This window comes from Pseudomonas sp. 4CAES_32.4 (assembly GCF_058136335.1).
This window is the reverse complement of sequence record NZ_CM176882.1, coordinates 4288680-4315000: the sequence shown is the minus strand read 5'-3', so window position 1 is coordinate 4315000 and position 26321 is coordinate 4288680. Positions and strand designations below refer to the sequence as shown.

General features: G+C 58.5%; 19 protein-coding genes and 2 rRNA genes (1 of these 21 only partly in view). 14 read left to right on the top strand and 7 right to left on the bottom strand.

Annotated features, from left to right (window positions below; all coding sequences use genetic code 11):
* From AC3Y64_RS19325 to mrdA, 3 genes are all read left to right on the top strand, one after another.
* Positions 1-2873: ribosomal RNA gene (locus AC3Y64_RS19325) — 23S ribosomal RNA — on the top strand; it begins 21 nt to the left of the window's first position.
* 157 nt (positions 2874-3030) lie between these two features.
* A 5S ribosomal RNA gene (gene rrf / locus AC3Y64_RS19320) occupies positions 3031-3146 on the top strand.
* Between the two features lie 221 nt (positions 3147-3367).
* Positions 3368-5260 carry a penicillin-binding protein 2 gene (gene mrdA, locus AC3Y64_RS19315; RefSeq protein WP_489984914.1) on the top strand — a complete coding sequence of 631 codons (1893 nt, stop codon included), beginning with the start codon at positions 3368-3370 and terminating at the stop codon, positions 5258-5260.
* A gap of 14 nt (positions 5261-5274) precedes the next feature.
* Here mrdA and AC3Y64_RS19310 read toward each other — a convergent pair whose 3' ends face one another.
* Entirely contained in the window at positions 5275-6234 is a 960-nt protein-coding gene (locus AC3Y64_RS19310) for a LysR family transcriptional regulator (RefSeq protein WP_489984913.1), read from the bottom strand.
* 157 nt (positions 6235-6391) lie between these two features.
* Here AC3Y64_RS19310 and AC3Y64_RS19305 point away from each other — a divergent pair, with 157 nt between their 5' ends.
* From AC3Y64_RS19305 to AC3Y64_RS19295, 3 genes are read left to right on the top strand one after another with little or no spacing between them, the layout of a single operon-like run.
* Positions 6392-7693: an MFS transporter gene (locus AC3Y64_RS19305; protein ID WP_489984912.1), complete on the top strand. Its 1302-nt coding sequence runs from the start codon at positions 6392-6394 to the stop codon at positions 7691-7693.
* Entirely contained in the window at positions 7690-8445 is a 756-nt protein-coding gene (locus AC3Y64_RS19300) for a class II aldolase/adducin family protein (RefSeq protein ID WP_489984911.1), read from the top strand. Before AC3Y64_RS19305 ends, AC3Y64_RS19300 begins: the two co-directional genes overlap by 4 nt.
* Entirely contained in the window at positions 8442-9371 is a 930-nt protein-coding gene (locus tag AC3Y64_RS19295; protein ID WP_489984910.1) for a 2-hydroxyacid dehydrogenase, read from the top strand. Before AC3Y64_RS19300 ends, AC3Y64_RS19295 begins: the two co-directional genes overlap by 4 nt.
* On the opposite strand, the gene AC3Y64_RS19290 is transcribed toward AC3Y64_RS19295, so the two are convergent.
* A complete protein-coding gene (locus tag AC3Y64_RS19290) occupies positions 9365-10300 on the bottom strand; it encodes a LysR family transcriptional regulator (RefSeq protein ID WP_489984909.1) in 936 nt (311 codons plus the stop codon). The two genes, AC3Y64_RS19295 and AC3Y64_RS19290, sit on opposite strands and share 7 nt — an antisense overlap.
* 160 nt (positions 10301-10460) lie before the next feature.
* On the opposite strand from AC3Y64_RS19290, the gene AC3Y64_RS19285 reads away from it, so the two are divergent.
* The 3 genes from AC3Y64_RS19285 (at position 10461) to AC3Y64_RS19275 (ending at position 14133) form a co-directional block, all read left to right on the top strand.
* Positions 10461-11771: an MFS transporter gene (locus AC3Y64_RS19285; protein ID WP_489984908.1), complete on the top strand. Its 1311-nt coding sequence runs from the start codon at positions 10461-10463 to the stop codon at positions 11769-11771.
* A 22-nt stretch (positions 11772-11793) separates the two neighbouring features.
* Complete coding sequence (locus AC3Y64_RS19280; RefSeq protein ID WP_489984907.1) at positions 11794-13023, top strand: Zn-dependent hydrolase; 1230 nt, start codon at positions 11794-11796, stop codon at positions 13021-13023.
* An 84-nt stretch (positions 13024-13107) separates the two neighbouring features.
* On the top strand, positions 13108-14133 hold the full coding sequence (locus AC3Y64_RS19275) for a histone deacetylase family protein (RefSeq protein ID WP_489984906.1): 1026 nt from the start codon (positions 13108-13110) through the stop codon (positions 14131-14133).
* A gap of 125 nt (positions 14134-14258) precedes the next feature.
* Here the strand turns inward: AC3Y64_RS19275 and AC3Y64_RS19270 are convergent, their stop codons facing one another.
* Positions 14259-14663 (bottom strand): lysozyme inhibitor LprI family protein, encoded by a 405-nt coding sequence (locus tag AC3Y64_RS19270; protein ID WP_489984905.1) that lies wholly within the window; start codon positions 14661-14663, stop codon positions 14259-14261.
* Between the two features lie 57 nt (positions 14664-14720).
* Positions 14721-15641, bottom strand: a complete 921-nt coding sequence (locus AC3Y64_RS19265) for an ADP-ribosylglycohydrolase family protein (RefSeq protein WP_489984904.1) — start codon at positions 15639-15641, stop codon at positions 14721-14723.
* 184 nt (positions 15642-15825) lie between these two features.
* On the opposite strand from AC3Y64_RS19265, the gene AC3Y64_RS19260 reads away from it, so the two are divergent.
* Positions 15826-16314, top strand: a complete 489-nt coding sequence (locus AC3Y64_RS19260) for an SRPBCC family protein (RefSeq protein ID WP_489984903.1) — start codon at positions 15826-15828, stop codon at positions 16312-16314.
* Positions 16315-16678: 364 nt separating this feature from the next.
* Here the strand turns inward: AC3Y64_RS19260 and acnA are convergent, their stop codons facing one another.
* Positions 16679-19420 carry an aconitate hydratase AcnA gene (gene acnA, locus AC3Y64_RS19255; RefSeq protein WP_489984902.1) on the bottom strand — a complete coding sequence of 914 codons (2742 nt, stop codon included), beginning with the start codon at positions 19418-19420 and terminating at the stop codon, positions 16679-16681.
* A gap of 221 nt (positions 19421-19641) precedes the next feature.
* On the opposite strand from acnA, the gene rlmM reads away from it, so the two are divergent.
* Together rlmM and tusA are read left to right on the top strand one after the other, a co-directional pair.
* Positions 19642-20715 (top strand): 23S rRNA (cytidine(2498)-2'-O)-methyltransferase RlmM, encoded by a 1074-nt coding sequence (gene rlmM, locus AC3Y64_RS19250; RefSeq protein WP_158955686.1) that lies wholly within the window; start codon positions 19642-19644, stop codon positions 20713-20715.
* A 66-nt stretch (positions 20716-20781) separates the two neighbouring features.
* The gene (tusA, locus tag AC3Y64_RS19245; protein WP_489984901.1) at positions 20782-21033 is read left to right on the top strand and encodes a sulfurtransferase TusA; all 252 of its coding nucleotides are present in this window, start codon (positions 20782-20784) and stop codon (positions 21031-21033) included.
* Positions 21034-21168: 135 nt separating this feature from the next.
* Here the strand turns inward: tusA and AC3Y64_RS19240 are convergent, their stop codons facing one another.
* Positions 21169-22578 (bottom strand): MATE family efflux transporter, encoded by a 1410-nt coding sequence (locus AC3Y64_RS19240; RefSeq protein ID WP_489984900.1) that lies wholly within the window; start codon positions 22576-22578, stop codon positions 21169-21171.
* Between the two features lie 160 nt (positions 22579-22738).
* Here AC3Y64_RS19240 and pdxB point away from each other — a divergent pair, with 160 nt between their 5' ends.
* A complete protein-coding gene (gene pdxB, locus AC3Y64_RS19235) occupies positions 22739-23884 on the top strand; it encodes a 4-phosphoerythronate dehydrogenase PdxB (protein ID WP_489984899.1) in 1146 nt (381 codons plus the stop codon).
* 169 nt (positions 23885-24053) lie between these two features.
* Here the strand turns inward: pdxB and AC3Y64_RS19230 are convergent, their stop codons facing one another.
* Positions 24054-24233 carry a PA1571 family protein gene (locus AC3Y64_RS19230; protein WP_489984898.1) on the bottom strand — a complete coding sequence of 60 codons (180 nt, stop codon included), beginning with the start codon at positions 24231-24233 and terminating at the stop codon, positions 24054-24056.
* 258 nt (positions 24234-24491) lie between these two features.
* Here AC3Y64_RS19230 and AC3Y64_RS19225 point away from each other — a divergent pair, with 258 nt between their 5' ends.
* Positions 24492-26285: an ABC transporter transmembrane domain-containing protein gene (locus AC3Y64_RS19225; RefSeq protein ID WP_489984897.1), complete on the top strand. Its 1794-nt coding sequence runs from the start codon at positions 24492-24494 to the stop codon at positions 26283-26285.
* The last annotated feature ends 36 nt before the right edge of the window (positions 26286-26321 follow it).

Genomic DNA, 26321 nt, shown 5'->3' with positions numbered 1-26321 from the left:
CGGTGGATGCCTTGGCAGTCAGAGGCGATGAAAGACGTGGTAGCCTGCGAAAAGCTTCGGGGAGTCGGCAAACAGACTTTGATCCGGAGATGTCTGAATGGGGGAACCCAGCCATCATAAGATGGTTATCTTGTACTGAATACATAGGTGCAAGAGGCGAACCAGGGGAACTGAAACATCTAAGTACCCTGAGGAAAAGAAATCAACCGAGATTCCCTTAGTAGTGGCGAGCGAACGGGGACTAGCCCTTAAGTGGCTTTGAGATTAGCGGAACGCTCTGGAAAGTGCGGCCATAGTGGGTGATAGCCCTGTACGCGAAAATCTCTTAGTCATGAAATCGAGTAGGACGGAGCACGAGAAACTTTGTCTGAATATGGGGGGACCATCCTCCAAGGCTAAATACTACTGACTGACCGATAGTGAACTAGTACCGTGAGGGAAAGGCGAAAAGAACCCCGGAGAGGGGAGTGAAATAGATCCTGAAACCGTATGCGTACAAGCAGTGGGAGCAGACTTTGTTCTGTGACTGCGTACCTTTTGTATAATGGGTCAGCGACTTATTTTCAGTGGCGAGCTTAACCGAATAGGGGAGGCGTAGCGAAAGCGAGTCTTAATAGGGCGTCTAGTCGCTGGGAATAGACCCGAAACCGGGCGATCTATCCATGGGCAGGTTGAAGGTTGGGTAACACTAACTGGAGGACCGAACCGACTACCGTTGAAAAGTTAGCGGATGACCTGTGGATCGGAGTGAAAGGCTAATCAAGCTCGGAGATAGCTGGTTCTCCTCGAAAGCTATTTAGGTAGCGCCTCATGTATCACTGTAGGGGGTAGAGCACTGTTTCGGCTAGGGGGTCATCCCGACTTACCAAACCGATGCAAACTCCGAATACCTACAAGTGCCGAGCATGGGAGACACACGGCGGGTGCTAACGTCCGTCGTGAAAAGGGAAACAACCCAGACCGTCAGCTAAGGTCCCAAAGTTATGGTTAAGTGGGAAACGATGTGGGAAGGCTTAGACAGCTAGGAGGTTGGCTTAGAAGCAGCCACCCTTTAAAGAAAGCGTAATAGCTCACTAGTCGAGTCGGCCTGCGCGGAAGATGTAACGGGGCTCAAACCATACACCGAAGCTACGGGTATCACCTTCGGGTGATGCGGTAGAGGAGCGTTCTGTAAGCCTGTGAAGGTGAGTTGAGAAGCTTGCTGGAGGTATCAGAAGTGCGAATGCTGACATGAGTAACGACAATGGGTGTGAAAAACACCCACGCCGAAAGACCAAGGTTTCCTGCGCAACGTTAATCGACGCAGGGTTAGTCGGTCCCTAAGGCGAGGCTGAAAAGCGTAGTCGATGGAAAACAGGTTAATATTCCTGTACTTCTGGTTATTGCGATGGAGGGACGGAGAAGGCTAGGCCAGCTTGGCGTTGGTTGTCCAAGTTTAAGGTGGTAGGCTGAGATCTTAGGTAAATCCGGGATCTTAAGGCCGAGAGCTGATGACGAGTTACCCTTTGGGTGACGAAGTGGTTGATGCCATGCTTCCAAGAAAAGCTTCTAAGCTTCAGGTAACCAGGAACCGTACCCCAAACCGACACAGGTGGTTGGGTAGAGAATACCAAGGCGCTTGAGAGAACTCGGGTGAAGGAACTAGGCAAAATGGCACCGTAACTTCGGGAGAAGGTGCGCCGGTGAGGGTGAAGGACTTGCTCCGTAAGCTCATGCCGGTCGAAGATACCAGGCCGCTGCGACTGTTTATTAAAAACACAGCACTCTGCAAACACGAAAGTGGACGTATAGGGTGTGACGCCTGCCCGGTGCCGGAAGGTTAATTGATGGGGTTAGCTAACGCGAAGCTCTTGATCGAAGCCCCGGTAAACGGCGGCCGTAACTATAACGGTCCTAAGGTAGCGAAATTCCTTGTCGGGTAAGTTCCGACCTGCACGAATGGCGTAACGATGGCGGCGCTGTCTCCACCCGAGACTCAGTGAAATTGAAATCGCTGTGAAGATGCAGTGTATCCGCGGCTAGACGGAAAGACCCCGTGAACCTTTACTATAGCTTTGCACTGGACTTTGAATTTGCTTGTGTAGGATAGGTGGGAGGCTTTGAAGCGTGGACGCCAGTTCGCGTGGAGCCATCCTTGAAATACCACCCTGGCAACTTTGAGGTTCTAACTCAGGTCCGTTATCCGGATCGAGGACAGTGTATGGTGGGTAGTTTGACTGGGGCGGTCTCCTCCTAAAGAGTAACGGAGGAGTACGAAGGTGCGCTCAGACCGGTCGGAAATCGGTCGTAGAGTATAAAGGCAAAAGCGCGCTTGACTGCGAGACAGACACGTCGAGCAGGTACGAAAGTAGGTCTTAGTGATCCGGTGGTTCTGTATGGAAGGGCCATCGCTCAACGGATAAAAGGTACTCCGGGGATAACAGGCTGATACCGCCCAAGAGTTCATATCGACGGCGGTGTTTGGCACCTCGATGTCGGCTCATCACATCCTGGGGCTGAAGCCGGTCCCAAGGGTATGGCTGTTCGCCATTTAAAGTGGTACGCGAGCTGGGTTTAGAACGTCGTGAGACAGTTCGGTCCCTATCTGCCGTGGACGTTTGAGATTTGAGAGGGGCTGCTCCTAGTACGAGAGGACCGGAGTGGACGAACCTCTGGTGTTCCGGTTGTCACGCCAGTGGCATTGCCGGGTAGCTATGTTCGGGAAAGATAACCGCTGAAAGCATCTAAGCGGGAAACTTGCCTCAAGATGAGATCTCACTGGAACCTTGAGTTCCCTGAAGGGCCGTCGAAGACTACGACGTTGATAGGTTGGGTGTGTAAGCGCTGTGAGGCGTTGAGCTAACCAATACTAATTGCCCGTGAGGCTTGACCATATAACACCCAAGCAATTTGACTACTCGAGAGAGCATCAGATTGCGGTGTGTGAAGACGAAACGAACCGAAAGTTCGAAATGCTCACAAAACACCAAGCTGTCACATACCCAATTTGCTGAAGCGAGACCATCAGGTCACGACTCAGTACCCGAATTTCTTGACGACCATAGAGCGTTGGAACCACCTGATCCCATCCCGAACTCAGCAGTGAAACGATGCATCGCCGATGGTAGTGTGGGGTTTCCCCATGTGAGAGTAGGTCATCGTCAAGATTAAATTCCGAAACCCCAATTGCGAAAGCAGTTGGGGTTTTGTTTTGCCCGCAGGAAAGTTTTTCGCGACAGCGCTGTCCCAACCGTCGCAAGAAACGGCCATTGAGGAAAATCGTTCTGAAGTGACCGGGCAGTTTTTGGTATGGTGCAGCTCGTTTTTTAACGGACTGATGTCATGCCCACGGATCGGCACTCATTTATGTCAAAGAGTTGCTGTAGAAATGCCTGAACCAATTCCAATCAAGGATCACGAAAAAGAGACGCGCCTGGTCAACAAACGGTTGATCGCCTGCGCGTTGTTCGTCTTCGCCGTCAGCTGCGCGCTGGTCGTGCGCCTGTACATCCTGCAAGTGGTGGAATTCGACTACCACTCGACAATCTCTGAAAACAACCGCGTCCACGTCTTGCCGATTCCGCCAACGCGCGGACTTATTTACGACCGTAACGGCGAGCTGCTCGCCGATAACCGCCCCAGCTACAACCTGACCATCACCCGCGAACGAGCCACTGACGTCAATCAGGAGCTGGACGAAGTAATCAATCTCCTGCATTTGCCCGCCGAAGACCGCACAGTATTCGACAAAGCGATGAAGCAATCCCGTCATCCCTTCACGCCAGTGACGTTGTTCTACGAGCTGACCGAAGAGCAGATCGCCGTTTTAGCCGTTAACGAATTCCGCCTGCCTGGTCTCGATGTCGAGCCGCAGTTCGTTCGTCATTACCCGCTTGGTGAGCATTTCGCCCATTCAATCGGTTACGTCGGCCGCATCAATGAAAAAGAATCCAAGTCACTCGACTCGGTGGAGTACAGGGGGACTCAATCCATTGGTAAAACCGGTATCGAGCGTTTCTATGAAGCGCAGCTACACGGTCATGTTGGTTACGAAGAAGTGGAAACCAACGCCCAAGGTCGTGTCCTGAGAGTGCTTAAACACACCGACCCGGTACCAGGAAAAAACATCGTCCTGAGCCTGGATATCAAGTTGCAGGAAGCAGCCGAAGCCGCGCTGGGCGATCGTCGCGGTTCCGTGGTTGCACTCGACCCGTCCACTGGCGAAGTACTGGCCATGGTCAGCAACCCAAGTTTTGACCCTAACCTGTTCGTCACCGGCATTAGCTCCAAGGAATACTCAGCGCTGCGCGACTCGATTGATCGGCCGCTGTTCAACCGCGTGCTGCGCGGGCTCTATGCGCCTGGCTCTACGATCAAACCGGAAGTCGCGATTGCTGGCCTCGATGCCGGTGTGGTGACTCCGCAGACTCGCGTCTTCGACCCGGGCTACTACCAGCTCCCGGATTTCGACCACAAATACCGTAACTGGAACCACAGCGGCGACGGTTGGGTAGACATGGACGCAGCCATCATGCGTTCCAACGACACCTACTTCTATGACCTGGCCCACAAGCTCGGCATCGATCGCCTGCACGATTACATGGCCATGTTTGGTCTCGGCGAGAAAGTCTCGCTGGACATGTTCGAAGAGTCACCCGGTCTGATGCCGTCGCAGGCATGGAAACGCGCCACCCGCCGCCAAGCATGGTTCCCGGGCGAAACCGTTATCCTCGGCATCGGCCAAGGCTATATGCAGGTCACACCCCTGCAACTCGCCCAGGCCACCGCGCTGATCGCCAACAAAGGCGTTTGGAACCGTCCTCATTTGGCCAAGACCGTTGATGGTGTCGCGCCGGTCGACGAACATCCGATGCCGAACATCCTGCTCAAGGATCCGCGCGACTGGGAGCAGGTCAACCATGGTATGCAAATGGTGATGCACGATGCGCGAGGCATTGCGCGCGCGGCAGCGGCGGGGGCGCAATACCGTATCGCTGGCAAGAGTGGTACAGCGCAGGTTGTGGCAATCAAACAGGGCGAGCGCTACAACCGCGAGAAAACCCTTGAGCGCCACCGCGACAACGCCTTGTTCGTCGGTTTCGCCCCGGCCGAACATCCGAAGATCGCCATCTCGGTGATGATCGAAAACGGCGAGGCCGGTGGCCGTGTTGCCGGGCCGGTGGTGCGGCAGATCATGGACGCCTGGCTACTCGATCAGGATGGCCATCTCAAGCCGCAATACGCGGCGCCTACCAAAGCGCCGGGAGATCCGCACGTTTAAACCCTCAACAAGCTTCACAGCACAGGCTCACGCAGGCTGAGCATGTGCTGGAAGCTGTCGAGGAAAACCGTTTCGGCTTGCGTCATCTTCTGCTCGCGATTCCACAGCAGCTGAATATCGAAATCCACCACGCCATCCTCAGGCGGCAAACGCCAGAGCAACCCTTGCTCAACGTCGCGCCGCACCAGATGCGTCGGCAAACAGCCAATGCCGAAACCGGCGCAGATCAAGCGGTAAATTTCTTCAAAACTGGTAGAGGACGCGACGATTTTGCCGGTGAAACCCTGTTGATCGCGAAACAGCGTCAAGGGTGAAAGATTGCCGCCGAGCTGGTCGCTGGTGAAACTGACGAAGTTCTCCGCCGCCAACTCCGCAAGGGTCAGATTTTGTTGCCCGAACAGACGATGTCGCTGGCCGCAGAAGTACGCATAGGTCTCGCGGAACAATACCCGCTGCTCCAGTCGCGGCTGCGGTAAACGGCATAAACCCACGCCCACCGTGGCGGTCTTTTGCAGCAACGAACTAATGATGTTCGAGCTGCCCATCACCTCGACTTCCAGCTCGATCTTCGGATGAGTCTCATGGAAGTCGGCAAGAAACTCATCGTAATGCCGCGCCTGCACACCGCTGACCGTGAGGATGCGGATCTTGCCAACCACGTCATCGTGGCGATGTTCGACCACCGTGCCCAAGCGGGAAATATCGCCGTAGATATCCGCCGCAATGCGCAGGACTTCCTCGCCGGTTTCAGTCAGGTCAAAGCGCCGACCACTGCGCGCAATCAACACGCACTCCAATTGTTCTTCGAGACGTTTAAGCGCTTGGCTCACGGCTGACTGGGTGATATGCAAACGCGCAGCGGCGCGGCTCATGCTGCCTTCCTGGCCGATCACCAGATAGGTGCGCAACAGGTTCCAGTCCAGCCGATCATTGAGAAAGCGCCGGCCGACCCACGGGTTAGAGGATGAGGTCACAGCAAACTCCCTAGTAGTACTTTGGCTAATACTAGCGTTAAGTTTTTGAAAATTGACTAATCCTGTCACGGAAGCGATAAAGCCCACAAGCGCCACAGAGCGCGACCGTCAGCCGCCTCAACACCTGCCCAAAACTATAAATACACAGGGTTCTTGCATGCACACCACCGCTCAGCCGCCTCGCGCCGCGGCCGCTGCCTTCATTGGCACGACCATCGAGTTCTACGATTTCTACATCTACGCCACCGCCGCCGCGCTGGTGCTCGGGCAAGTGTTCTTTCCCAGTAGCGATCCAGTGACCAGCACCCTGGCGGCGTTTGGCAGTTTCGCCGTCGGCTTCGTTGCAAGGCCAATGGCCGGGATGGTTTTCGGCCATCTGGGCGATCGCCTTGGGCGCAAGAAAATGCTGCTGGTGACGATGGCGTTGATGGGCCTGGCCACCGCCGGCATCGGCCTGCTGCCGAGCTATGCGAGTGTCGGCATCTGGGCGCCGATCGGTTTGATCGTGTTGCGCCTGATCCAGGGCATTTCCGTGGGAGGCGAGTGGGGCGGGGCGGTGTTGATGGCCAGCGAGCATGCGCCCGCCAAGCGCAAAACCTTCTATGCGTCGTTCGCTCAACTCGGTAGCCCAGCGGGTCTGCTGTTGGCTTTGATCGCCTTTCGCCTGGTCACTTCGCTGGAGCCGGAAGAATTTCTCGCCTGGGGTTGGCGTTTGCCGTTTCTCGCCAGTGGCATATTGATGATGGTCGGTTTGATGATCCGTTCCGGCGTGCATGAATCACCGGAATTCGCCAAAGCCAAAGACAACAACGAAACCTCTAAATACCCGGTGAAAGACGTGATCCGTCAGTGCTGGCGGCAGATCCTGTTCGCTGCTGCCGCCGTGACCATCGGCTCGGCGGGGTTCTTTTTCAACAACACGTTCATGATCACTTACGTCACCCAGTATCAGGGCATCCCACGGGCGACGATTCTCGATTGCTTGTTTCTGGTCACGGTGATTCAACTGCTTTCGCAACCGCTCTCGGCACTGCTCGCTGAACGTATTGGCGAAGGTCGATTCCTGACGTTGGTCGCGCTGTTGTGCATGGTCACGCCGTATCCGATGTTCCTGCTGGTCGGCACCCAGAACATTCTGCTGATGACCCTCGGCATCGCCGTCGCCGTGGTGATTCTCTCCGCGCTCTATGCGGTGATCGCGGGTTACATGACCCAGGCCTTCCCGGTGCATCTGCGCTACTCGGGCATTTCCATCGCCTACCAATTGAGCTGCGCACTGGCCGGTGGCACCACGCCGTTGATCGGCACGTTACTGGCCAGCAAATTTTCCGGGCAATGGCTGCCCTTGGCGGTGTTCTTCACATTGCTTTCCGCACTGTCGCTGATCGGTGTTTGCGGCCTCGCTCGCCTGCGCGCCAACCCCGTCGTCCTGCATTCCAACAAAGAGGTGTATTCGTGAGTAAACCTGCCCACATCGACCCGATTGAATGGCAAGCCCGGTGCGAGCTCGCCGCGCTGTATCGCTTGATCGCGCACTTTCGCATGACCGACCTGATCGACACCCACATCACCTTGCGTATTCCGGTTCCGGAGCATCATTTTCTGATCAACCGCTATGGGGTGATTTTCGACCGCATGCGTGCTTCGGATCTGGTGCGCATCGATCAGGACGGCAACATCGTCGATTCCGAATACGCCGGGCATCGGGTCAACGCTGCCGGCTTCGTGATTCATTCGGCGATCCACATGGCGCGTCCGGATCTGAACTGCGTGATTCACACGCACACAGCTGCCGGGATGGCAGTTGCTGCGCAGAAACAAGGCTTGTTGCCGATCAGCCAGCACGCGCTGAAGTTCTACGGCAAATTGGCCTATCACACCTACGAAGGCATCGCGTTGTCGCTGGATGAGCGCGAGCGGTTGATCGCCGATCTTGGCCCGCACCGGGCGATGATTCTGCGCAACCACGGTTTGCTGGTCGGTGGCTCAGGGGTTGCTCAGGCCTTTCAGGAAATCCATTTTCTGGAGCGTGCCTGTCAGGCGCAGGTGCAGGCCTTGGCCGGCGGATCGGAACTGCATTACCCGTCCCACGAAGTGTGCGCGCACACTGCCGAGCAGTTTGATCGCGATGAACAGGACAACATCATCGACCTGGCCTGGGAGGCTGCACTGACCCTGATCGAATCCCAGCGTGAGTCTTATCTGTCATGAATACCGTTGCATTGTTGTCACGAGACAAGCACTTGCTCGAGCAATTGCAGGCAGCCTTCGAACGCAGCGCACCGCAGCTCACGGCGGTACTGGCCGACGATCCGCGAGCGGTTGAGGCGCAGATTGCCGCTTGCTGGTTTCCCTTACCGGGCAGCCTCGCTGCGTTGCCGAATCTGCAGGTGATTCACTCGATTGCCGCCGGAATCGATCATCTTCAGCACGATCCGTCATGCCCGGATCTGCCAGTGTGTCGGGTGGTTGATCCCGGTCATCGTCAGGGTATGACCGAGTACGTGCGCTGGGCGGTGATCCATTTCCACCGGGGCTTTGATCAGGTCTTGCAGCAGCAGAAAAAGCAACATTGGCAGAGACCGCTGCAACGCCCTGCCCGGCAGTTTCGCATTGGCGTGATGGGCCTCGGTTCACTGGGCAGCGCCATCGCGCAGGATCTGGCCAGTGCGGGCTACGAAGTACGTGGTTGGGCGCGCAGTGCCAAGGAGTTGCCGGGTGTGCAGACGTATGCGGGGGCGGAAAAAATGATCCCGTTCCTCAACGATGTCGAGCTTTTGATCAACCTTCTGCCGCTAACCCATGAGACCCACGGCATTCTCAATCAAACCACCTTCGAACACTTGGCCAACGGCGCCGCACTGATCAACGTCGGACGCGGCGGGCACCTGAACATCGCCGACCTGCAACAGGCGCTGGAAACGGGGAAACTGCGCGGCGCAGTGCTCGATGTGTTTGATCAGGAACCGCTGCCCAGCGACCATCCGCTATGGACCACCCCCGGCGTGACCATTACGCCGCACATGGCTTCGGCAGCGTCCCACGACTGCATCGCCGAGCAGATGGCCGAGAATTTTCGTCGATTGAATGCCGGTGAATCGTTACTCAATTGCGCCGACCGCAACCTCGGCTACTGATCCCCCAGACACGCCTGCAGCCGCTCGATGAACAGCGTTTCGGCGCGGCTCATGCGCTGGTCGCGGTTCCACAGCAAGTGAATATCGACATCGGCAATGCCCTCATGCGGCGGCAGGCGCCAGAGCAAACCTGCCTCGACATCCGCCGCCACCACATGCTCCGGCAGACAACCAATCCCAAACCCGGCGATCACCAGTCGCCGGACCTCTTCCAGGCTCGGCGATGAGGCGACGATGCGTCCGCTGAAGCCCTGCTGATCGCGGAAAATCGTCAACGGCGAGAGCATTCCGCCGATCTGGTCACTGGTAAAACTGACGAAATTCTCACGCTGCAAATCGCCTTCGCCAACGTCCTCTCGACCGAACAGCTCATGGTGCTTGCCACAGAAAAACGCATAGCGCTGCCGCAGGAACAAACGCTGTTCCAGACGCGGTTGCGGGCGGCGATTGAGGCTCAGGCCGAGGGTCGCGGTTTTCTCCAGCAAGGCGCTGACGATGTCGGAGCTGCGCATCACATCGACCTCCAGATCCACGCGCGGATACTGGCGATGAAATTCGGCGAGGAAGTCATCGAAGCGTTCGGAAAAAATTCGGCTGATGATCAGCAAGCGCACTTTGCCGATCACTTCGTCAGCCGGTTGTTCGAGCAATCCGCCGACCTGTGACACCTGTCCGTAGATCTCGCCAGCCAGTTCGAAGATCTGCTCGCCGACTTCGGTCAGCGCAAAGCGTGGGCCGCGCCGGGCAATCAGCTGTCGCCCGAGTTGTTCTTCCAGACGCTTGAGCGCTTGGCTCACTGCCGGTTGTGTCAGGTGCAGGCGCGCGGCGGCGCGACTGATGCTTAGCTCCTGACCAATCACCCTGAAGGTGCGCAGCAGGTTCCAGTCCAGACGATCGTTGAGCAGGCGTTGCACGTCGCGTTCAGCCATGGCGGTTCTCGATTATTAGTTGGCGTAATAATCGGAATAATAAATAGAAAATTGACTAATCATAGCCCCGCGACGATAAATCATCTCCAGACAGGCACCGCCAGAGTGCCTAGCCATAGCGTTTTCCTCCTGCCAAAAAAACAATCAAAGGAGCCCGACCATGAAGCCCCAAGCTTCCAACCAGCCGCGCCGTGCGGCAGCCGCAGCTTTCATCGGCACCATGATCGAGTGGTACGACTTTTACATCTACGCGACCGCCGCCGCGCTGGTGTTCGGCGCACTGTTTTTCCCTTCCGATGATCCTTTGTTCAGCACCATGGCCGCGTTCGGCACCTTCGCCGTGGGCTTCTTTGCGCGGCCCTTGGGCGGGATCATTTTCGGTCACATTGGCGACCGCATCGGCCGCAAGAAATCGCTGATCATCACGTTGCTGATGATGGGCGTGGTGACCGTGTGCATCGGCCTGTTGCCGACCTACGCGCAGATCGGTGTCACCGCGCCGGTGTTGCTGATTGTGCTGCGCATCGTTCAGGGCATCGCCGTCGGTGGCGAGTGGGGCGGGGCAGTGTTGATGGCAGGTGAGCATGCGCCGAAGGGTCGACGCAATTTCTTCGCTTCGTTCGCGCAACTCGGTAGCCCGGCGGGATTGATCCTCTCGTTGCTGGCGTTCAGCGCGGTGACGCGGTTGCCCGAAGAAGACCTGATGAGCTGGGGCTGGCGTCTGCCGTTCCTCGCCAGCGCATTGTTGTTGCTGGTCGGTCTGGCGATTCGTCTGGGCGTGAATGAGTCTCCGGAGTTTCTCGCCAGCCGCGAGCAGGCGAGCAAGGAAACCCGCAAGGAGCAGGCTCCGGTCATGGAGGTTCTGCGCACCGCGTGGCGGCCACTGTTGCTGTGCATCGGCGCCAATACGCTGGGCATCGCCGGGGTGTATTTCACCAACACCTTCATGATCGCCTACACCACGCAACAACTGGCGTTGCCGCGCTCGTTGATTCTTGAATGCCTGTTCGTCGTCGCGATCATTCAGTTCTGCATTCAGCCGCTGGCAGCGTGGACGGCGGAGAAGATCGGCGCCACACGCTTCCTGTGTCTGGTGTCGTTGCTGGCGATGGCTTCGCCGTACCCGATGTTTGCCCTGGTCAGCTCGGCGCAGGCGCCGCTGATCATCCTTGGCATCGCCCTGGCGGTGGTGTGCATGGCGTCGTTCTACGCAGTCATCGCCGGTTACGTCAGCGGCATGTTCGAGACCCGCGTGCGCTACACCGCGATCTCGCTGGCCTATCAGATTTGCGGCGCGGTGGCCGGTGGTCTGACGCCGCTGATCGGCACGATGCTCGCGCATAAATTCACCGGTCAGTGGTGGCCGCTGGCGGTGTTCTACAGCCTGATCGCCGGCGTCTCGCTGATCTGCGTGCTGTCCCTCGCACGCCGCCATGCCAGCGCTCATCGCGCAGAAATGGCCTCTATTTAATCTCGAACTCGAGGAGCAGCTCATGTTGAAGATCAAGGGTGAACGCCTGTGGGCGAGCCTGATGGCCATGGCCGAAATCGGCGCGACCGCGCGCGGCGGCAGTTGCCGACTGGCGCTGAGTGACGAAGACAAGGCCGGTCGCGAACTGTTCGCGCACTGGTGCCGCGAAGCCGGCATGACGCTGAGTGTGGACGCCATCGGCAACCTGTTCGCCCGTCGCCCCGGCACCGATCCCGATGCGGCGCCGGTAATGATGGGCAGCCATCTCGACACTCAGCCTGAAGGTGGCCGTTTCGACGGCGTCTACGGTGTTCTCGCGGGTCTGGAAGTGGTGCGTTGCCTCAACGATCAGAACATCAAAACCCGCAAGCCGTTGGAAGTAGCGGTGTGGACCAACGAGGAGGGCGCGCGGTTCACCCCGGCGATGTTCGGCTCGGCGGTGTTCACCGGGATCATGGATCTGAACGCTGCGCTGGCGGTGCGCGATGCAAACGGCATCAGCGTTAGCGAAGAATTGCAGCGACTCGGTTACAACGCTGATCGTCCATTGGGCGGTGCAGTCGACGCGTATTTCGAAGCGCACATCGAGCAAGGCCCGATCCTCGAAGACAACGCGAAAAGCATTGGCGTGGTGACCGGTGGCCAGGCAATCCGCTGGCTCGACGTACGGGTCGAAGGCATGGCCGCACACGCCGGCACCACGCCTATGCCGCTGCGCAAAGATGCTTTGTATGGTGTGGCGCGGATGATTCAGGCGATTGAGGTGCTGGCGGCGGATTTCGCTCCCGAAGGCCTGACCACCGTGGGCGAATTGAACATCAACAAATCGTCGCGCAACACCATTCCGGGGCTGGTGAATTTCACCGTCGATCTGCGTCATCACCGTGACGATGCCATCGCCGCGATGGAAGAACAGGTGCGCGCACGGTTGCAGGCGATTGCTGAAGGCAGGGGGTTGAACGTGACGATCACCCCGCACTGGATCAGTCCCGCGACACCGTTCGATGCCGAGTGCGTGGCGGCGGTGCAGTCGGCAGTGGATGCGCTGGGCTACGCTCAGCAGTCGATTGTCAGCGGCGCCGGGCATGACGCGATTCTGCTCGCGCGCTATTGCCCGACGGCGATGGTGTTCATTCCATGTGTCGGTGGCTTGAGCCATAACGAAGCCGAAGATGTGCTGCCCGAAGACGTCCGTCAGGGCACCGACGTGCTGCTCAACGCCGTGCTCGCCCGCGCTGAAATATCTGAATAAACCTCCAATCTCCTGTGGGTGCTAGCACCCACAGGGAAATGCAAGCGGTTTGAAGATTTGTATTAACTGACAGGAATCCATCCCATGCGCAGTTTTTTCCACCCGGAACAATTGCTCCATCATCCGCGCAGCTACTACTCCCGTGGCCAGATGCGCACGCCGCAGGAAGTCCCCGAGCGCGCACAGCACCTGGTGCAGGCCGCGCACAATCTGGGCTTGAGCGTTGAACAACCGAGCGATGCCGGACTGGCGCCGCTGCTCGCGGTACACGGCGCACCGTACCTGACGTTCCTCCAAGAGGCCCACGCACGTTGGAAGGAAATCCCCGAAGATTGGGGCGATGAAGTGATGTCGAACATCTTCGTGCGTGAACCGAATGCCCTGCGCGGGATTCTCGCGCAAGCCGCGCGGTATCTGGCCGACGGCAGTTGCCCGGTCGGCGAACAGACCTGGCGCTCGGCGTACTGGTCGGCACAAAGCGCTGTGGCGGGTGCTCAAGCGTTGATCGACGGCGAGCCGGCGGCGTACGCGCTGTGCCGTCCACCAGGGCATCATGCCCGCGCCGAAGCGGCCGGTGGATTCTGCTATGTGAACAACGCGGCGGTGGCGGCGCAGGTATTGCGCGACAAGTTCGCGAAAGTCGCTGTACTCGATACCGACATGCACCATGGCCAAGGCATTCAGGAGATTTTCTACGACCGCGATGACGTGCTGTACGTCTCGGTGCATGGCGATCCGACCAACTTCTATCCGGGGGTGGCCGGGTTTGCTGATGAGTGCGGTGCCGGTGCGGGGGAGGGCTTCAATCTCAACCTGCCGATGGCTCACGGCGCGAGTGAGGCGGATTTTCTCGGGCAACTCGACGTAGCGTTGGCGGCGGTACGTGAGTTTGGCGCCGAGGTGCTGGTGCTATCGTTGGGCTTTGATATTTATGAGCTGGATCCGCAGAGCAAGGTGGCGGTGACCCGGGAAGGTTTCGCCACCCTCGGTGAGCGGATCCGCAGCCTCGGGTTACCGTGTCTGATTGTCCAGGAGGGCGGGTATCACCTGGAAAGTCTTGAGGACAATGCACGGGCGTTTTTTGTGAATCCCGAGGTTTGGCAGCTTTGAATTTTATGTGAGCTGACAGACCGCCATCGCTGGCAAGCCAGCTCCCAAGGGTTTCGGGGTGTTCAACTGAAATACCTGTGGGAGCTGGCTTGCCAGCGATGAGGCCTTAAATAGCACTATCGATATCAGGCCCCGGGCACCGGGCAACTCATGTCACCTTCCTCACACTTCAAATACTCCTTCAGCGCCTCGACCCGCACCTTGGTCACGCTGGTCAGGCAATTGCTGTAGATCAGCGGATAAACACTCCCGCCAGCCACTCCGGACGCCGAAAACTTGCACTCGGCATCACGAAAACCGATCCACGCCCGCTGCGCACTGACCAATAGCTTCTTGCCGTCAGGATTGTCCTTCAAACGACCGCTGATCTGCTGATACACCGCGTTCAACTCTTTGTCCGCCGCTTTGAAGTCTTGCCCGGCGCACTGATTCATTGTCGCTTGATCGCTGGCGTTCGCGCAGTCGACGGCGGCGTGGGCAAGAGGGGTGAACAGGAAAGGCACCAGGGCCAGGAGCAGGCGTGGGGACATGGTCAAATCTCGCTGTATCGTAGGTAAGTGCCGAGCAGTGTAGCGACTGCCTCACGCTTATTCAGGTTGGCGCAGTCGGGAGGCGTCGAGCAAACGGTCGGCGGTGGCCGCAATCTCTTCACCGTCGTGCAGCCTTTCCAGCCACTGCGCAGGAATGCCGCGAACGCCGTAATAGGCGCCGGCCAATTGGCCGGTGATCGCGGCGGTGGTGTCGGCGTCATCACCCAGATTGGCCGCTCGCAGTATGGCCGCTTCGAAGCTGTCCGTGCGGTGGAAGCACCACAGCGCCGCTTCCAGCGATTGGACGCTGTAGCCACTGCCTTTGATGTCGGTTTCGGAGCGGCCGAGGTAATCACCCCGCGCAATTGCCGCGACTTTGGGTTGCGAGAAGGTGGCGGCGGGTAGTTGGCGCAGTTCTGCTTTGGTCGCGCCTTCAAGTGCCTTGGCAATCAGGCCGGCCAACAATTGGCAGCACTCGATGGCTTCAGGGGCTGCATGCGTGGTTCGTGAGCTGTCGGCGGCAAAGCTCTGGATCTGCCGGGCATCTGGAAAATAAAACAGCACCACCGGTGCCAGACGCATCAGTGAACCGTTGCCAGCGGTATAGGGATCGGTCGATCCGGCGAAGGGCTCAGCGGTTTGCTGATACTGCGCCAGCGCCTGACTGACGGTCATGCCGATATCGAAACACTCACCGGTCGAGCTGAGATAACCCCATTGCCACCAGTTGAGGTAGCGCCCCATCTGATCGGCCGCATTGAAGCCGTTCTTGTTCAGCAGGCTTTCTGCCAGGCACAGAGCCATCGAGGTGTCATCGGTCCACTGGCCTGGCTTGAGGTGGAACGGGCCGCCACCGACCATGTCGGTCAACGGTTGGAATGATCCCCGTGGTTTGAACTCAACCGTAGTACCGACTGCGTCGCCGCATGCCAGACCGAGCAGGGCACCGCGATAACGTTCGGCGAGGGATGGCAGCATGATTCGTCCTTGTTCATTCAGATTCGCCGAAAAGGTAACAGCTTTGCTCCCTGGATCCATCACCGCGCCGGGCAAAAAATGCGGCTTGATGTTTCTTCGCTGATGAGTGACTGCACCGCTTTGATACAACTTCACATTGGACATGTGGTCATACAAGCCTAGTGTTCAGAACAGGAGGTGACGTATGAAACCAGTACCCAATAGTTTCGAACGCAAAATCACGCTCAAGGCGCCGCGTTCTCATGTCTGGCGTGCATTGGTCGATGCCGAGGCGTTCGGCCAGTGGTTTGGTGTGGCGCTGGAGGGCCGGCGGTTTATTGCCGGTGAATGGACGCAGGGGCAAGTCACGTATCCGGGTTTTGAACACGTGTTGTGGAACGTGCTGGTCGAGCGGGTCGAGCCGCAGCAACTGTTTTCGTTTCGCTGGCACCCGTATGCCGTCAATCCACAGATCGACTACTCCCAGGAGCCGACCACGCTGGTCCGGTTCGAACTGCAGGATTATGAAGAGGGGACGCTGCTCAAGGTGTCCGAATCCGGATTCGCTCACATCCCCGATGTGCGGCAAAAGGAGGCTTACTACATGGACAGCCGTGGCTGGGAAGAGCAGTTGAGCCGCTTGGAGCATTTTCTGACCGACAGTGCCAAGGCGCGCGAGGGGGAGGGTGGCTGAAAACGTCAAAACCTGGCAAACGCGGGTTTCGCCGCTGAAGGTCGCGCAGATCACGGCGTCCATGCTCGATGCCTGACGCGTCTAAGGGTTTTCGGAAGGTGCGCTATGGCGAATGTCCTACACGCTTTGGTAGCTTTTACGACTATTGCTGATTGGATCCACTGCGTAATCTACACACATCAACTGAGACACAGGGAGTGTTTCAGGATCACGGATGATCGACCATTTGCAAGGATCGCTGCCGACAGGGAGTCGATAATGGTCTTGGGAAAAACCCGCTTCGGCGGGTTTTTTTTCGCCCGCAGAAAAGTACCGCATTCAAACAAAAACACCGCCGAATGGCGGTGTTTTCACATCTGCAGGTTTATGAAGCAATCAGCTGGCGCAGGACGTAATGCAAAATCCCGCCCGACTTGAAGTACTCCACCTCATTCAAGGTATCGATCCGGCACAGCACTTCGATTTTTTCCTGCTTGCCATCCTCCCGGGTGATCACCAACGGCAGGTTCATTCGCGGTTTCAGCTCGACCCCGGTCAGGCCCAGGATCTCGAAGGTCTCCTTGCCGGTCAGGTTGAGGCTCTTGCGGTTCTGATCCAGCTTGAACTGCAGCGGCAACACGCCCATGCCGACCAGGTTGGAACGGTGGATCCGTTCAAAACTCTCGGCGATCACCGATTTCACGCCGAGCAGATTGGTGCCTTTGGCTGCCCAGTCACGGCTTGAGCCGGTGCCATATTCTTGCCCGGCAACCACCACCAAAGGTGTGCCCGAGGTCTGATACTTCATGGCGGCGTCGTAGATCGCCAGCTTCTCGCCGGTGGGAATGTAGATCGTGTTGCCGCCTTCTTCGCCGCCGAGCATTTCGTTACGGATACGAATGTTGGCGAACGTGCCGCGCATCATCACTTCGTGGTTGCCGCGCCGTGAGCCGTAAGAGTTGAAGTCCCGCGCCTCGACGCCTTTTTCGCGCAGATAACGTCCGGCCGGACTGTCTGCCTTGATGTTGCCGGCGGGGGAGATGTGGTCGGTGGTCACCGAGTCACCCAGCAGGGCCAACACCCGCGCACCTTTGACATCCTTGATTTCCGGCAACGGGCCGGAGATATCATCGAAGAACGGTGGATGCTGAATGTAGGTGGAGTCGTCCTGCCACACGTACGTCGCCGCTTGCGGGACTTCGATGGCCTGCCACTGTTCATCCCCGGCAAACACTTCGGCGTATTCCTTGTGAAACATCGCCGTGTTGACCTGATTGACCGCGTCGGCGATCTCTTTGCTCGATGGCCAGATATCGCGCAGATACACCGGATTGCCCTGCTGATCCTCACCCAGCGGTTCGCTGCTGATATCGCTGCGCACGCTGCCGGCCAAGGCATAGGCGACCACCAGCGGCGGCGAGGCCAGCCAGTTGGTTTTCACCAGCGGATGCACGCGGCCTTCAAAATTGCGGTTGCCGGACAGCACCGAGGCCACGGTCAGGTCGGCTTTCTGAATGGCTTTTTCGATCGGCTCAGGCAGCGGCCCGGAGTTGCCGATGCAAGTGGTGCAGCCATAACCGACCAGCGAAAAACCGAGTTGGTCGAGATACTGCGTCAGCCCCGCAGCCTTGTAATAGTCGGTGACTACTTTCGATCCGGGTGCCAGCGAGCTCTTCACCCACGGTTTGCGCGTGAGGCCTTTTTCCACGGCTTTTTTCGCCAGGAGTCCGGCGGCCATCATCACGCTTGGGTTGGAAGTATTAGTGCAGGAGGTAATCGCCGCGATGACCACCGCACCGTTTTTCAGGCGATAAGTGTGGCCTTCGTACTCGTACTCGGTTTCCCCGACCAGGTCGGCATTGCCCACGGCGACACCGCCCCCGCCCTCACTTTCCAGGCGTCCCTCTTCCTTGCTGGTGGGTTTGGATTGCAAATCCATGAAGTCACTGAACGCCTGGGCGACATTCGGTAGCGAAACGCGATCCTGTGGACGTTTCGGCCCGGCCAGACTTGCTTCGACGCTGCCCATGTCCAGCCCCAGACTGTCGGTGAACACCGGTTCCTGACCGGGCAGACGCCACAGGCCTTGGGCCTTGGTATACGCCTCAACGAGTTTTACCACCTCCGGTGGCCGGCCAGACAGGCGCAGATACTCCAGCGTCACGTCGTCGACCGGGAAGAAGCCGCACGTCGCGCCGTATTCCGGGGCCATGTTGGCGATAGTCGCGCGGTCGGCCAGCGGCAAGTCGGCGAGGCCGTCACCGTAGAATTCGACGAATTTGCCGACCACGCCTTTCTTGCGCAGCATCTGCGTCACCGTCAGCACCAGGTCGGTGGCGGTGATGCCTTCCTTGAGTTTGCCGGTCAGTTTGAAGCCGATCACCTCGGGAATCAGCATCGACACTGGTTGCCCGAGCATCGCCGCTTCCGCCTCGATCCCGCCGACGCCCCAGCCGAGCACGCCGAGGCCGTTGATCATGGTGGTGTGAGAGTCGGTGCCGACCAGTGTGTCGGGGAAGGCATAGGTGCGGCCGTCTTCATCTTTGGTCCACACCGTGCGGCCAAGGTATTCGAGGTTGACCTGGTGGCAGATGCCGGTGCCGGGCGGCACGACACTGAAGTTGTCGAAGGCGCTCTGGCCCCAGCGCAGAAACGCATAACGCTCGCCGTTGCGCTGCATTTCGATGTCGACGTTCTGTTCGAACGCACTGGCGGTGGCGAACTTGTCGACCATCACCGAGTGGTCGATCACCAGGTCCACTGGCGACAATGGATTGATTCGCTGCGGGTCGCCGCCGGCCTTGGCCATCGCCGCACGCATGGCAGCGAGGTCGACCACGGCGGGAACGCCGGTAAAATCCTGCATCAGCACGCGGGCAGGGCGGTACTGGATTTCGCGGTCGGAGCGGCGCTCCTTGAGCCACGCGGCAATCGCTTTGAGGTCGGCGCCGGTGACGGTTTTTTCATCTTCCCAGCGCAGCAGGTTTTCCAGCAGGACTTTCAGTGACATCGGCAGCTTGTCGAGGTCGCCCAGGCTTTTAGCGGCATCCGGCAAGCTGAAATAGTGGTAGGTCTTTTGGTCGATCTGCAGTGTTTTAAGAGTCTTCAGACTATCGAGGGACGGCATTACGATCACTCCTTTGAATCCGCACGGCTACGGATCGGGGGACGAATAGAGCTTTAAACCTAGCCCTGTTTTAGGTAGCTGGCTAATAACTGGACTCTATGAGCGGAACCAAGGTTCCGACATCGGCTATCATGCGCCGGTTTTCGTGACAGGCTTTGCTGCAACGCAAGGCTTGAGCATCGCGCAGGGGCCGAATCACCGCCCTCTGCCCAGGAGTAAAAATGAACACCCTATTCATGCATTGCCGGCCCGGCTTCGAAGGCGAAGTCTGTTCGGAGATTTCCGACCTCGCCGCCCAACTCAACGTGGCCGGCTACGCCAAGGCCAAAGCGGCCACCGCCTGCGCCGAGTTTGTCTGCACCGAGGAAGACGGCGCCGAGCGCCTGATGCGCGGTCAGCGTTTTGCCGAGCTGATCTTCCCGCGCCAATGGGCGCGCGGGGTTTTCATCGATCTGCCGGAAAACGACCGCATCAGCGTGATCCTCGCGCACATGGCCGATTTCCCGGTGTGCGGCAGCCTGTGGCTGGAAGTCGTCGACACCAACGACGGCAAGGAACTGTCGAACTTCTGCAAGAAATTCGAAGGCCCGCTGCGCAAGGCCCTGACCGCTGCCGGCAAACTGGTGGAAGACGCCAACAAGCCGCGTCTGTTGCTGACATTCAAAAGCGGTCGCGAAGTGTTTCTGGGTATGGCCGATGCCGGTAACTCGGCGATGTGGCCAATGGGCATTCCACGCCTGAAGTTCCCGCGTGAGGCGCCAAGTCGTTCGACGCTGAAACTTGAAGAGGCCTGGCATCACTTCATCCCGCGTGATCAATGGGAAGATCGTCTGCACAGCGACATGACCGGCGTCGACCTCGGCGCCGCGCCGGGTGGCTGGACCTGGCAACTGGTCAATCGCGGCATGCTGGTGACCGCTATCGACAACGGTCCGATGGCTGAAAGCCTGATGGACACCGGTCTGGTCCAGCATCTGATGGCCGACGGTTTTACCTTCAAGCCCAAGCAACCGGTGGACTGGATGGTCTGCGACATCGTCGAGAAACCAGCGCGCAACGCCGCGATGCTCGAAGAGTGGATCGGCGAGGGGCATTGCCGCGAGGCGGTGGTCAACCTGAAGTTGCCGATGAAGCAGCGCTACGCTGAAGTGAAGCGCTTGCTCGAACGCATTGCCGATGGTTTCAAGGCGCGCGGGATCAAGGTCGATATCGGCTGCAAACAGCTCTATCACGACCGTGAGGAAGTGACCTGCCACTTGCGCCGGCATGACACCAAGAAAGCCAAGTCCCGCTGAGCTACAGGACAGATGACCGAATACCCGGCATTGCGCGACAATGCCGGCCAGTTTCAGGAGTGAATCATGAGTGAAATGATCGATAGCCCCGTCGACGGCACCCTCGACGCCACCGGCCTCAATTGCCCGGAACCGGTGATGATGTTGCACCAGCACATCCGTGACCTGGTGCCCGGCGGCTTGCTCAAGGTGATCGCCACCGATCCCTCGACTAAACGCGACATCCCCAAGTTCTGCGTGTTTCTCGACCATGAACTGGTGAGCCAGCACGAAGAGGCCGGGACTTACCTGTACTGGATTCGCAAGAAACACGCCTGAATCCCGGGCAAACGTGAAACCAAATGTGGGAGCGAGCCTGCTCGCGAAAGCGTATCTCAGTCACTATTAATGGCGACTGATACACCGCATTCGCGAGCAGGCTCGCTCCCACATTTTTTGTCTTGCGTAAGGTATTTAACCCGCCGAACGACTGATCCGAATCCGCTTGCGCGCACTACGCGTCAAACGAATCGACAGCATCAGCGCCGCGCAACTCAGGCCGACAATCAAACCCTGCCACAAACCGCTCGGGCCGCGTGGCTCGCCGAGCCAGTCGGTCAGGCCGAGGGCGTAACCCACCGGCAAACCAATACCCCAATAGGCGAACAGCGTCAGGATCATCGTCACGCGCGTGTCCTGATAACCCCGCAGCGCACCGGCAGCGGTCACCTGGATCGCATCGGAAAACTGGAACAGCGCCGAATACACAATCAGCATCGCCGCGATGTGAATCACCGTCGGGTCAGCGGTATAGATCGCCGCAATCGGTTCACGCAACAGCAACATCATGCTTGCCGACAGACAGGCGTAAGCCAGCGCGGTGCCCATGCCGACGCCAGCGGCGAAACGCGCCTCCCGTGGTTCTTCGCGACCGAGCGCCTGACCGACCCGCACGGTGACCGCCATGCCCAGCGAATATGGAATCATGAACACCAGCGAACTGACGTTCAGTGCAATCTGGTGGCCAGCAACCACGGTGGCGCCGAGGCTGCCGATCAGCAGGGCGATCACCGCGAAGATGCTCGACTCGGCAAACACCGCGATGCCAATCGGCAGGCCGATCGCCAGCAGACGCTTGATCACCGCCCATTGCGGCCAGTCGAAACGGCTGAAAATTTCGCTGGAGCGATAGGCCGGCGCCCAGCGCTCATAACCGGCCAGACCCAGCGCCATCACCCACATCACGATCGCCGTGGCCCAGCCACAGCCGACGCCGCCCATGGCTGGCACACCAAAATGGCCATAAATGAAGATGTAGTTCAGCGGAATGTTCAGCGCCAGACCGCACAGGCCCAGCACCATCGCCGGGCGCGTGCGGCCAATGCCGTCACTGGTGCAGCGCAGCACGTGATAGAACGCCACCGCCGGCAAACCGCTGGCGATGCCGTGCAGATATTGCATGCACGGGCCGATCAACTCCGGGTCGACTTTCATCAGGTGCAGCACCGGCTCGGCGGCAACCAGCATCGCCGTCGCGATCAGTCCGACCACCAGCGCCAGCCACAGCGCCTGGCGCACGATCGGGCCGATTTCGCTATGCGTACCGGCGCCGAAACGCTGGGCGACTTTCGGCGTGGTGGCCAGCAAGGTGCCGGTCATCAACAGAAACACGGGCACCCAGATCGAGTTGCCCAATGCCACTGCCGCCAGATCTTTTGGCCCGACACGACCGGCCATCACCGCATCGACGAAGCCCATGGCGGTGGTCGCCAGTTGCGCGATTATGATGGGCAATGCCAGGGCGAGCAGGTTCTTCAACTCCAGGCGAATGCGCGCGGGGCGGGTCAGGGACATGGCGACAGGTTGATCAGTTACGGAATTCACAGGCGAAGCGTCCAAAAGGTGTTGATGCGCAAGGCGCCGCATTCTACGCCGCTGACGCGTTGGTCAGGAAAAATCCTCTGTTGCGGATTTGTAAGTGCAAAGGCAGTTGGCTCATCACCCGATCTGCACCTAAACTGCCGATCCGCCCGAGGAGCCCGCCATGCTGATTGTTGCCGACGAAAATATCCCCTTGCTCGACGCGTTTTTTGCCGGTTTCGGTGAGATCCGCCGCGTGCCTGGGCGCTCGATTGACCGTGCCACGGTCGAACAGGCCGATGTGTTGCTGGTGCGTTCGGTGACCAACGTCAATCGTGCGCTGCTTGAGGGCAGCAAGGTGCGTTTTGTCGGCACCTGTACCATTGGCACCGATCACCTGGACCTGGATTACTTCAACGAAGCGGGCATCGTCTGGTCGAGCGCACCCGGTTGCAACGCCCGTGGCGTGGTCGATTACGTGCTGGGCAGTTTGATGACGCTGGCTGAAATCGAAGGCGTCGATCTGACTCGACGCACCTATGGTGTTGTTGGGGCCGGAGAGGTGGGCGGTCGACTGATCCAGGTGTTGAAGGGCCTGGGCTGGAACGTGAAAGTCTGCGATCCGCCGCGTCAGGCTGCCGAGGGCGGTGATTACGTCAGCCTCGAGCAGATCATTGAGCAGTGCGACGTGATCAGTCTGCACACGCCGCTGACCCGTAGCGGTGACGGCGCGACCTGGCATCTGTTTGATCAGCAACGTTTACAGCAACTCAAACCGGGCGCCTGGCTGATCAACGCGGCCCGTGGTCCGGTGGTGGATAACGTGGCCCTGCGCGAAGTGCTGCTGGAGCGCGAAGACTTGCAAGCCGTGCTGGATGTCTGGGAGGCCGAACCCGAAGTCGATGCAGCCTTGGCCGAACTTTGTGTTCTGGCGACGCCGCACATTGCCGGTTACAGCCTTGATGGCAAACAGCGCGGCACGGCGCAGATTTATCAGGCGTACTGCCAATTCATCGGCGAGCCGGCGAGTATCCAGCTCAGTGACTTGCTGCCAGCGCCGTGGTTGTCGGAAGTGACCCTGCATGCTGACAGCGATCCGGCCTGGGCCCTGGCGATGTTGTGCCGTGGCGTGTACGACCCGCGCCGCGATGATGCGGATTTTCGCCGCAGCCTTGTAGGCAATGTCGGTGAGCAGCGTGCGGCGTTTGATGTGCTGCGCAAGCAGTATCCGGTGCGGCGTGAGATTGAGGGGCTGAAGGTGCGGATTGAAGGGGAGTCGCCAGTGTTGCGGCAGATCGTGGCGGCGCTGGGTGCAATCGCAATCCCGTAATCCCACAACCCCGTGTAGGAGCTGCCGAAGGCTGCGATCTTTTGATCTTGCGTGTAATAACCAACATCAAAAGATCGAAGCCTTCGGCAGCTCCTACACGGTTACTCGACAAATCCCGGACAGAAAAAACCCGGCCAAAAGGGGCCGGGTCAGGAAGACGGTGGCTATATCACTCTTGTTCGGCAGGCTTGACCAATCGCTTTTCCAATTCGCGGCACGCGTCCTGGATCATGTCTTCAGTGATCGGTACTTCACGCCCCTCCTTATCGATAATCGAGCAACCCAGAGGTTGGCCGGGCTTGGTGCGGATCACTTCAATCTTGTCATCGCTGCTGTGTTGCAAGGACATGGCCTGTCTCCTCATCAGGTTGTACGCCTAAGTTAAAACCGCCACGTGACCAGGCTGTGACAAATCCCTGCGGTCCATCGGTGGCGACAACTCCACTCAAACAGAAATGACCGCTCGTCTCAACCGGGACTTTAGACCAATAGTCTCTAGGCCCTAGTCGTCACGGGCATATTTAACCTGACTCATTGTGATTTACAGAGTTCCACCCCACTTGAGTGTGTAGGCTTGTCCTATCCATCAGCGCAGATGTGAACCCGAATGATCTCGATCCTTTCCTCCCGACACCGGCGTGCCCTGCGCCTGACCAGTCATTTTCTAGTGCCATATCGCCTGCAGGCCTTTGGCGCGCTGTTGGCGCTGATCGTCACGGCCGGCATCACCTTGTCGATGGGGCAGGGCATCAAGCTGTTGGTTGACCAGGGTTTCATGACTCAATCTGCCCATTTGCTCAACCGGTCGATTGGTCTGTTCATGTTGTTGGTCGGGGGGCTTGCAGTCGGTACGTTCGCCCGGTTTTATCTGGTTTCATGGATTGGCGAGCGCGTGGTCGCGGACATTCGTCGACAGGTGTTCAACCATTTGGTGTACCTGAATCCAGGCTTTTATGAAGCTAACCGAAGTTCCGAGATCCAGTCGCGCCTCACTGCCGACACGACCTTGCTGCAGTCGGTCATCGGTTCGTCGCTGTCGCTGTTTCTGCGCAACCTGTTGATGGTTATTGGCGGCATCGTGTTGCTGTTCATCACCAACCCGAAACTCACCAGTATCGTAGTGATCGCGCTGCCGTTAGTCATTGCGCCGATCCTGATTTTCGGCCGGCGTGTGCGCAATCTGTCACGGCAGAGCCAGGATCGTATCGCTGACATCGGCAGTTACGTTTCCGAAACGCTCGGCCAGATCAAAACCGTGCAGGCGTACAACCACCAGGTACAGGACGAACAGCGCTTTGCCACGACGGTCGAGCAGGCTTTCGAAACGGCGCGCAAACGCATCTTCCAGCGTGCCTGGCTGATCACTCTGGTGATTGTGCTGGTGCTTGGGGCGGTGGGGGTGATGTTGTGGGTCGGCGGTATGGATGTGATCGCCGGGCGAATTTCCGCAGGTGAACTGGCAGCGTTTGTTTTTTACAGTCTGATCGTTGGCAGCGCTTTCGGTACGTTGAGCGAGGTCATCGGCGAACTGCAACGCGCCGCTGGTGCTGCCGAACGGATAGCGGAATTGCTACGTTCGGAAAACATCATTCAAGCGCCTACCTCCGGACTGGTGACCTTGCCGGAGCGCGTACGCGGTGAACTGGAGCTACGGGATGTGCGCTTTTCCTACCCCTCGCGTCCAGAAAGCTACGCCGTCGATGGCTTGAATCTGACGGTCAGGGCGGGTGAAACCCTGGCGTTGGTGGGGCCTTCCGGCGCTGGTAAATCCACGGTGTATGACTTGTTGCTGCGATTTTACGATCCAGGCGAAGGACAGGTTCTCCTCGACGGCGTGCCCCTCACCAGTCTCGATCCACTGGATCTTCGTCGCTGTTTTGCCCTGGTCTCGCAGACGCCTGCGCTATTCTTCGGCAGTGTCGAAGAAAACATTCGTTACGGTTGCCCGACCGCGACGTTCGAGCAGGTCAAGGAAGCCGCGCGAATCGCCCACGCCCACGATTTCATCGAACAAATGCCTGACGGTTACCAGACCCATCTGGGGGACGGTGGCCAAGGTCTTTCCGGCGGCCAACGTCAACGTCTGGCCATCGCCCGTGCGCTGCTGGTGGATGCGCCAATCCTGCTCCTCGACGAAGCCACCAGCGCCCTTGACGCGCAAAGCGAGCACCTCATTCAGGAAGCCTTGCCGAGCCTGATGCAAAACCGCACGACGCTGGTCATCGCCCATCGGTTGGCCACGGTGAAAAACGCTGACAGGATTGCGGTGATGGATCAGGGCAAGCTTGTAGCCATTGGCACCCATCAGGAATTGATTGCGAGTAATCCGCTGTATGCGCGGCTGGCGGCGTTGCAGTTCAATGATGGCCGCGGCGTTGCCGCCGACCCCGTCATTCACTAAGCGGCACTGATAAAAAATGCCCGTATCTCACCGATA

Coding starts and splice junctions, on each gene's coding strand:
- AC3Y64_RS19290 (WP_489984909.1), bottom strand. CDS start 10,300: ATGGCTGAACGCGACGTGCAACGCCTGCTCAACGATCGTCTGGACTGG.
- AC3Y64_RS19285 (WP_489984908.1), top strand. CDS start 10,461: ATGAAGCCCCAAGCTTCCAACCAGCCGCGCCGTGCGGCAGCCGCAGCT.
- mrdA (WP_489984914.1), top strand. CDS start 3,368: ATGCCTGAACCAATTCCAATCAAGGATCACGAAAAAGAGACGCGCCTG.
- AC3Y64_RS19280 (WP_489984907.1), top strand. CDS start 11,794: ATGTTGAAGATCAAGGGTGAACGCCTGTGGGCGAGCCTGATGGCCATG.
- AC3Y64_RS19270 (WP_489984905.1), bottom strand. CDS start 14,663: ATGTCCCCACGCCTGCTCCTGGCCCTGGTGCCTTTCCTGTTCACCCCT.
- AC3Y64_RS19230 (WP_489984898.1), bottom strand. CDS start 24,233: ATGTCCTTGCAACACAGCAGCGATGACAAGATTGAAGTGATCCGCACC.
- AC3Y64_RS19260 (WP_489984903.1), top strand. CDS start 15,826: ATGAAACCAGTACCCAATAGTTTCGAACGCAAAATCACGCTCAAGGCG.
- AC3Y64_RS19265 (WP_489984904.1), bottom strand. CDS start 15,641: ATGCTGCCATCCCTCGCCGAACGTTATCGCGGTGCCCTGCTCGGTCTG.
- pdxB (WP_489984899.1), top strand. CDS start 22,739: ATGCTGATTGTTGCCGACGAAAATATCCCCTTGCTCGACGCGTTTTTT.
- AC3Y64_RS19275 (WP_489984906.1), top strand. CDS start 13,108: ATGCGCAGTTTTTTCCACCCGGAACAATTGCTCCATCATCCGCGCAGC.
- acnA (WP_489984902.1), bottom strand. CDS start 19,420: ATGCCGTCCCTCGATAGTCTGAAGACTCTTAAAACACTGCAGATCGAC.
- AC3Y64_RS19305 (WP_489984912.1), top strand. CDS start 6,392: ATGCACACCACCGCTCAGCCGCCTCGCGCCGCGGCCGCTGCCTTCATT.
- rlmM (WP_158955686.1), top strand. CDS start 19,642: ATGAACACCCTATTCATGCATTGCCGGCCCGGCTTCGAAGGCGAAGTC.
- AC3Y64_RS19225 (WP_489984897.1), top strand. CDS start 24,492: ATGATCTCGATCCTTTCCTCCCGACACCGGCGTGCCCTGCGCCTGACC.
- tusA (WP_489984901.1), top strand. CDS start 20,782: ATGAGTGAAATGATCGATAGCCCCGTCGACGGCACCCTCGACGCCACC.
- AC3Y64_RS19295 (WP_489984910.1), top strand. CDS start 8,442: ATGAATACCGTTGCATTGTTGTCACGAGACAAGCACTTGCTCGAGCAA.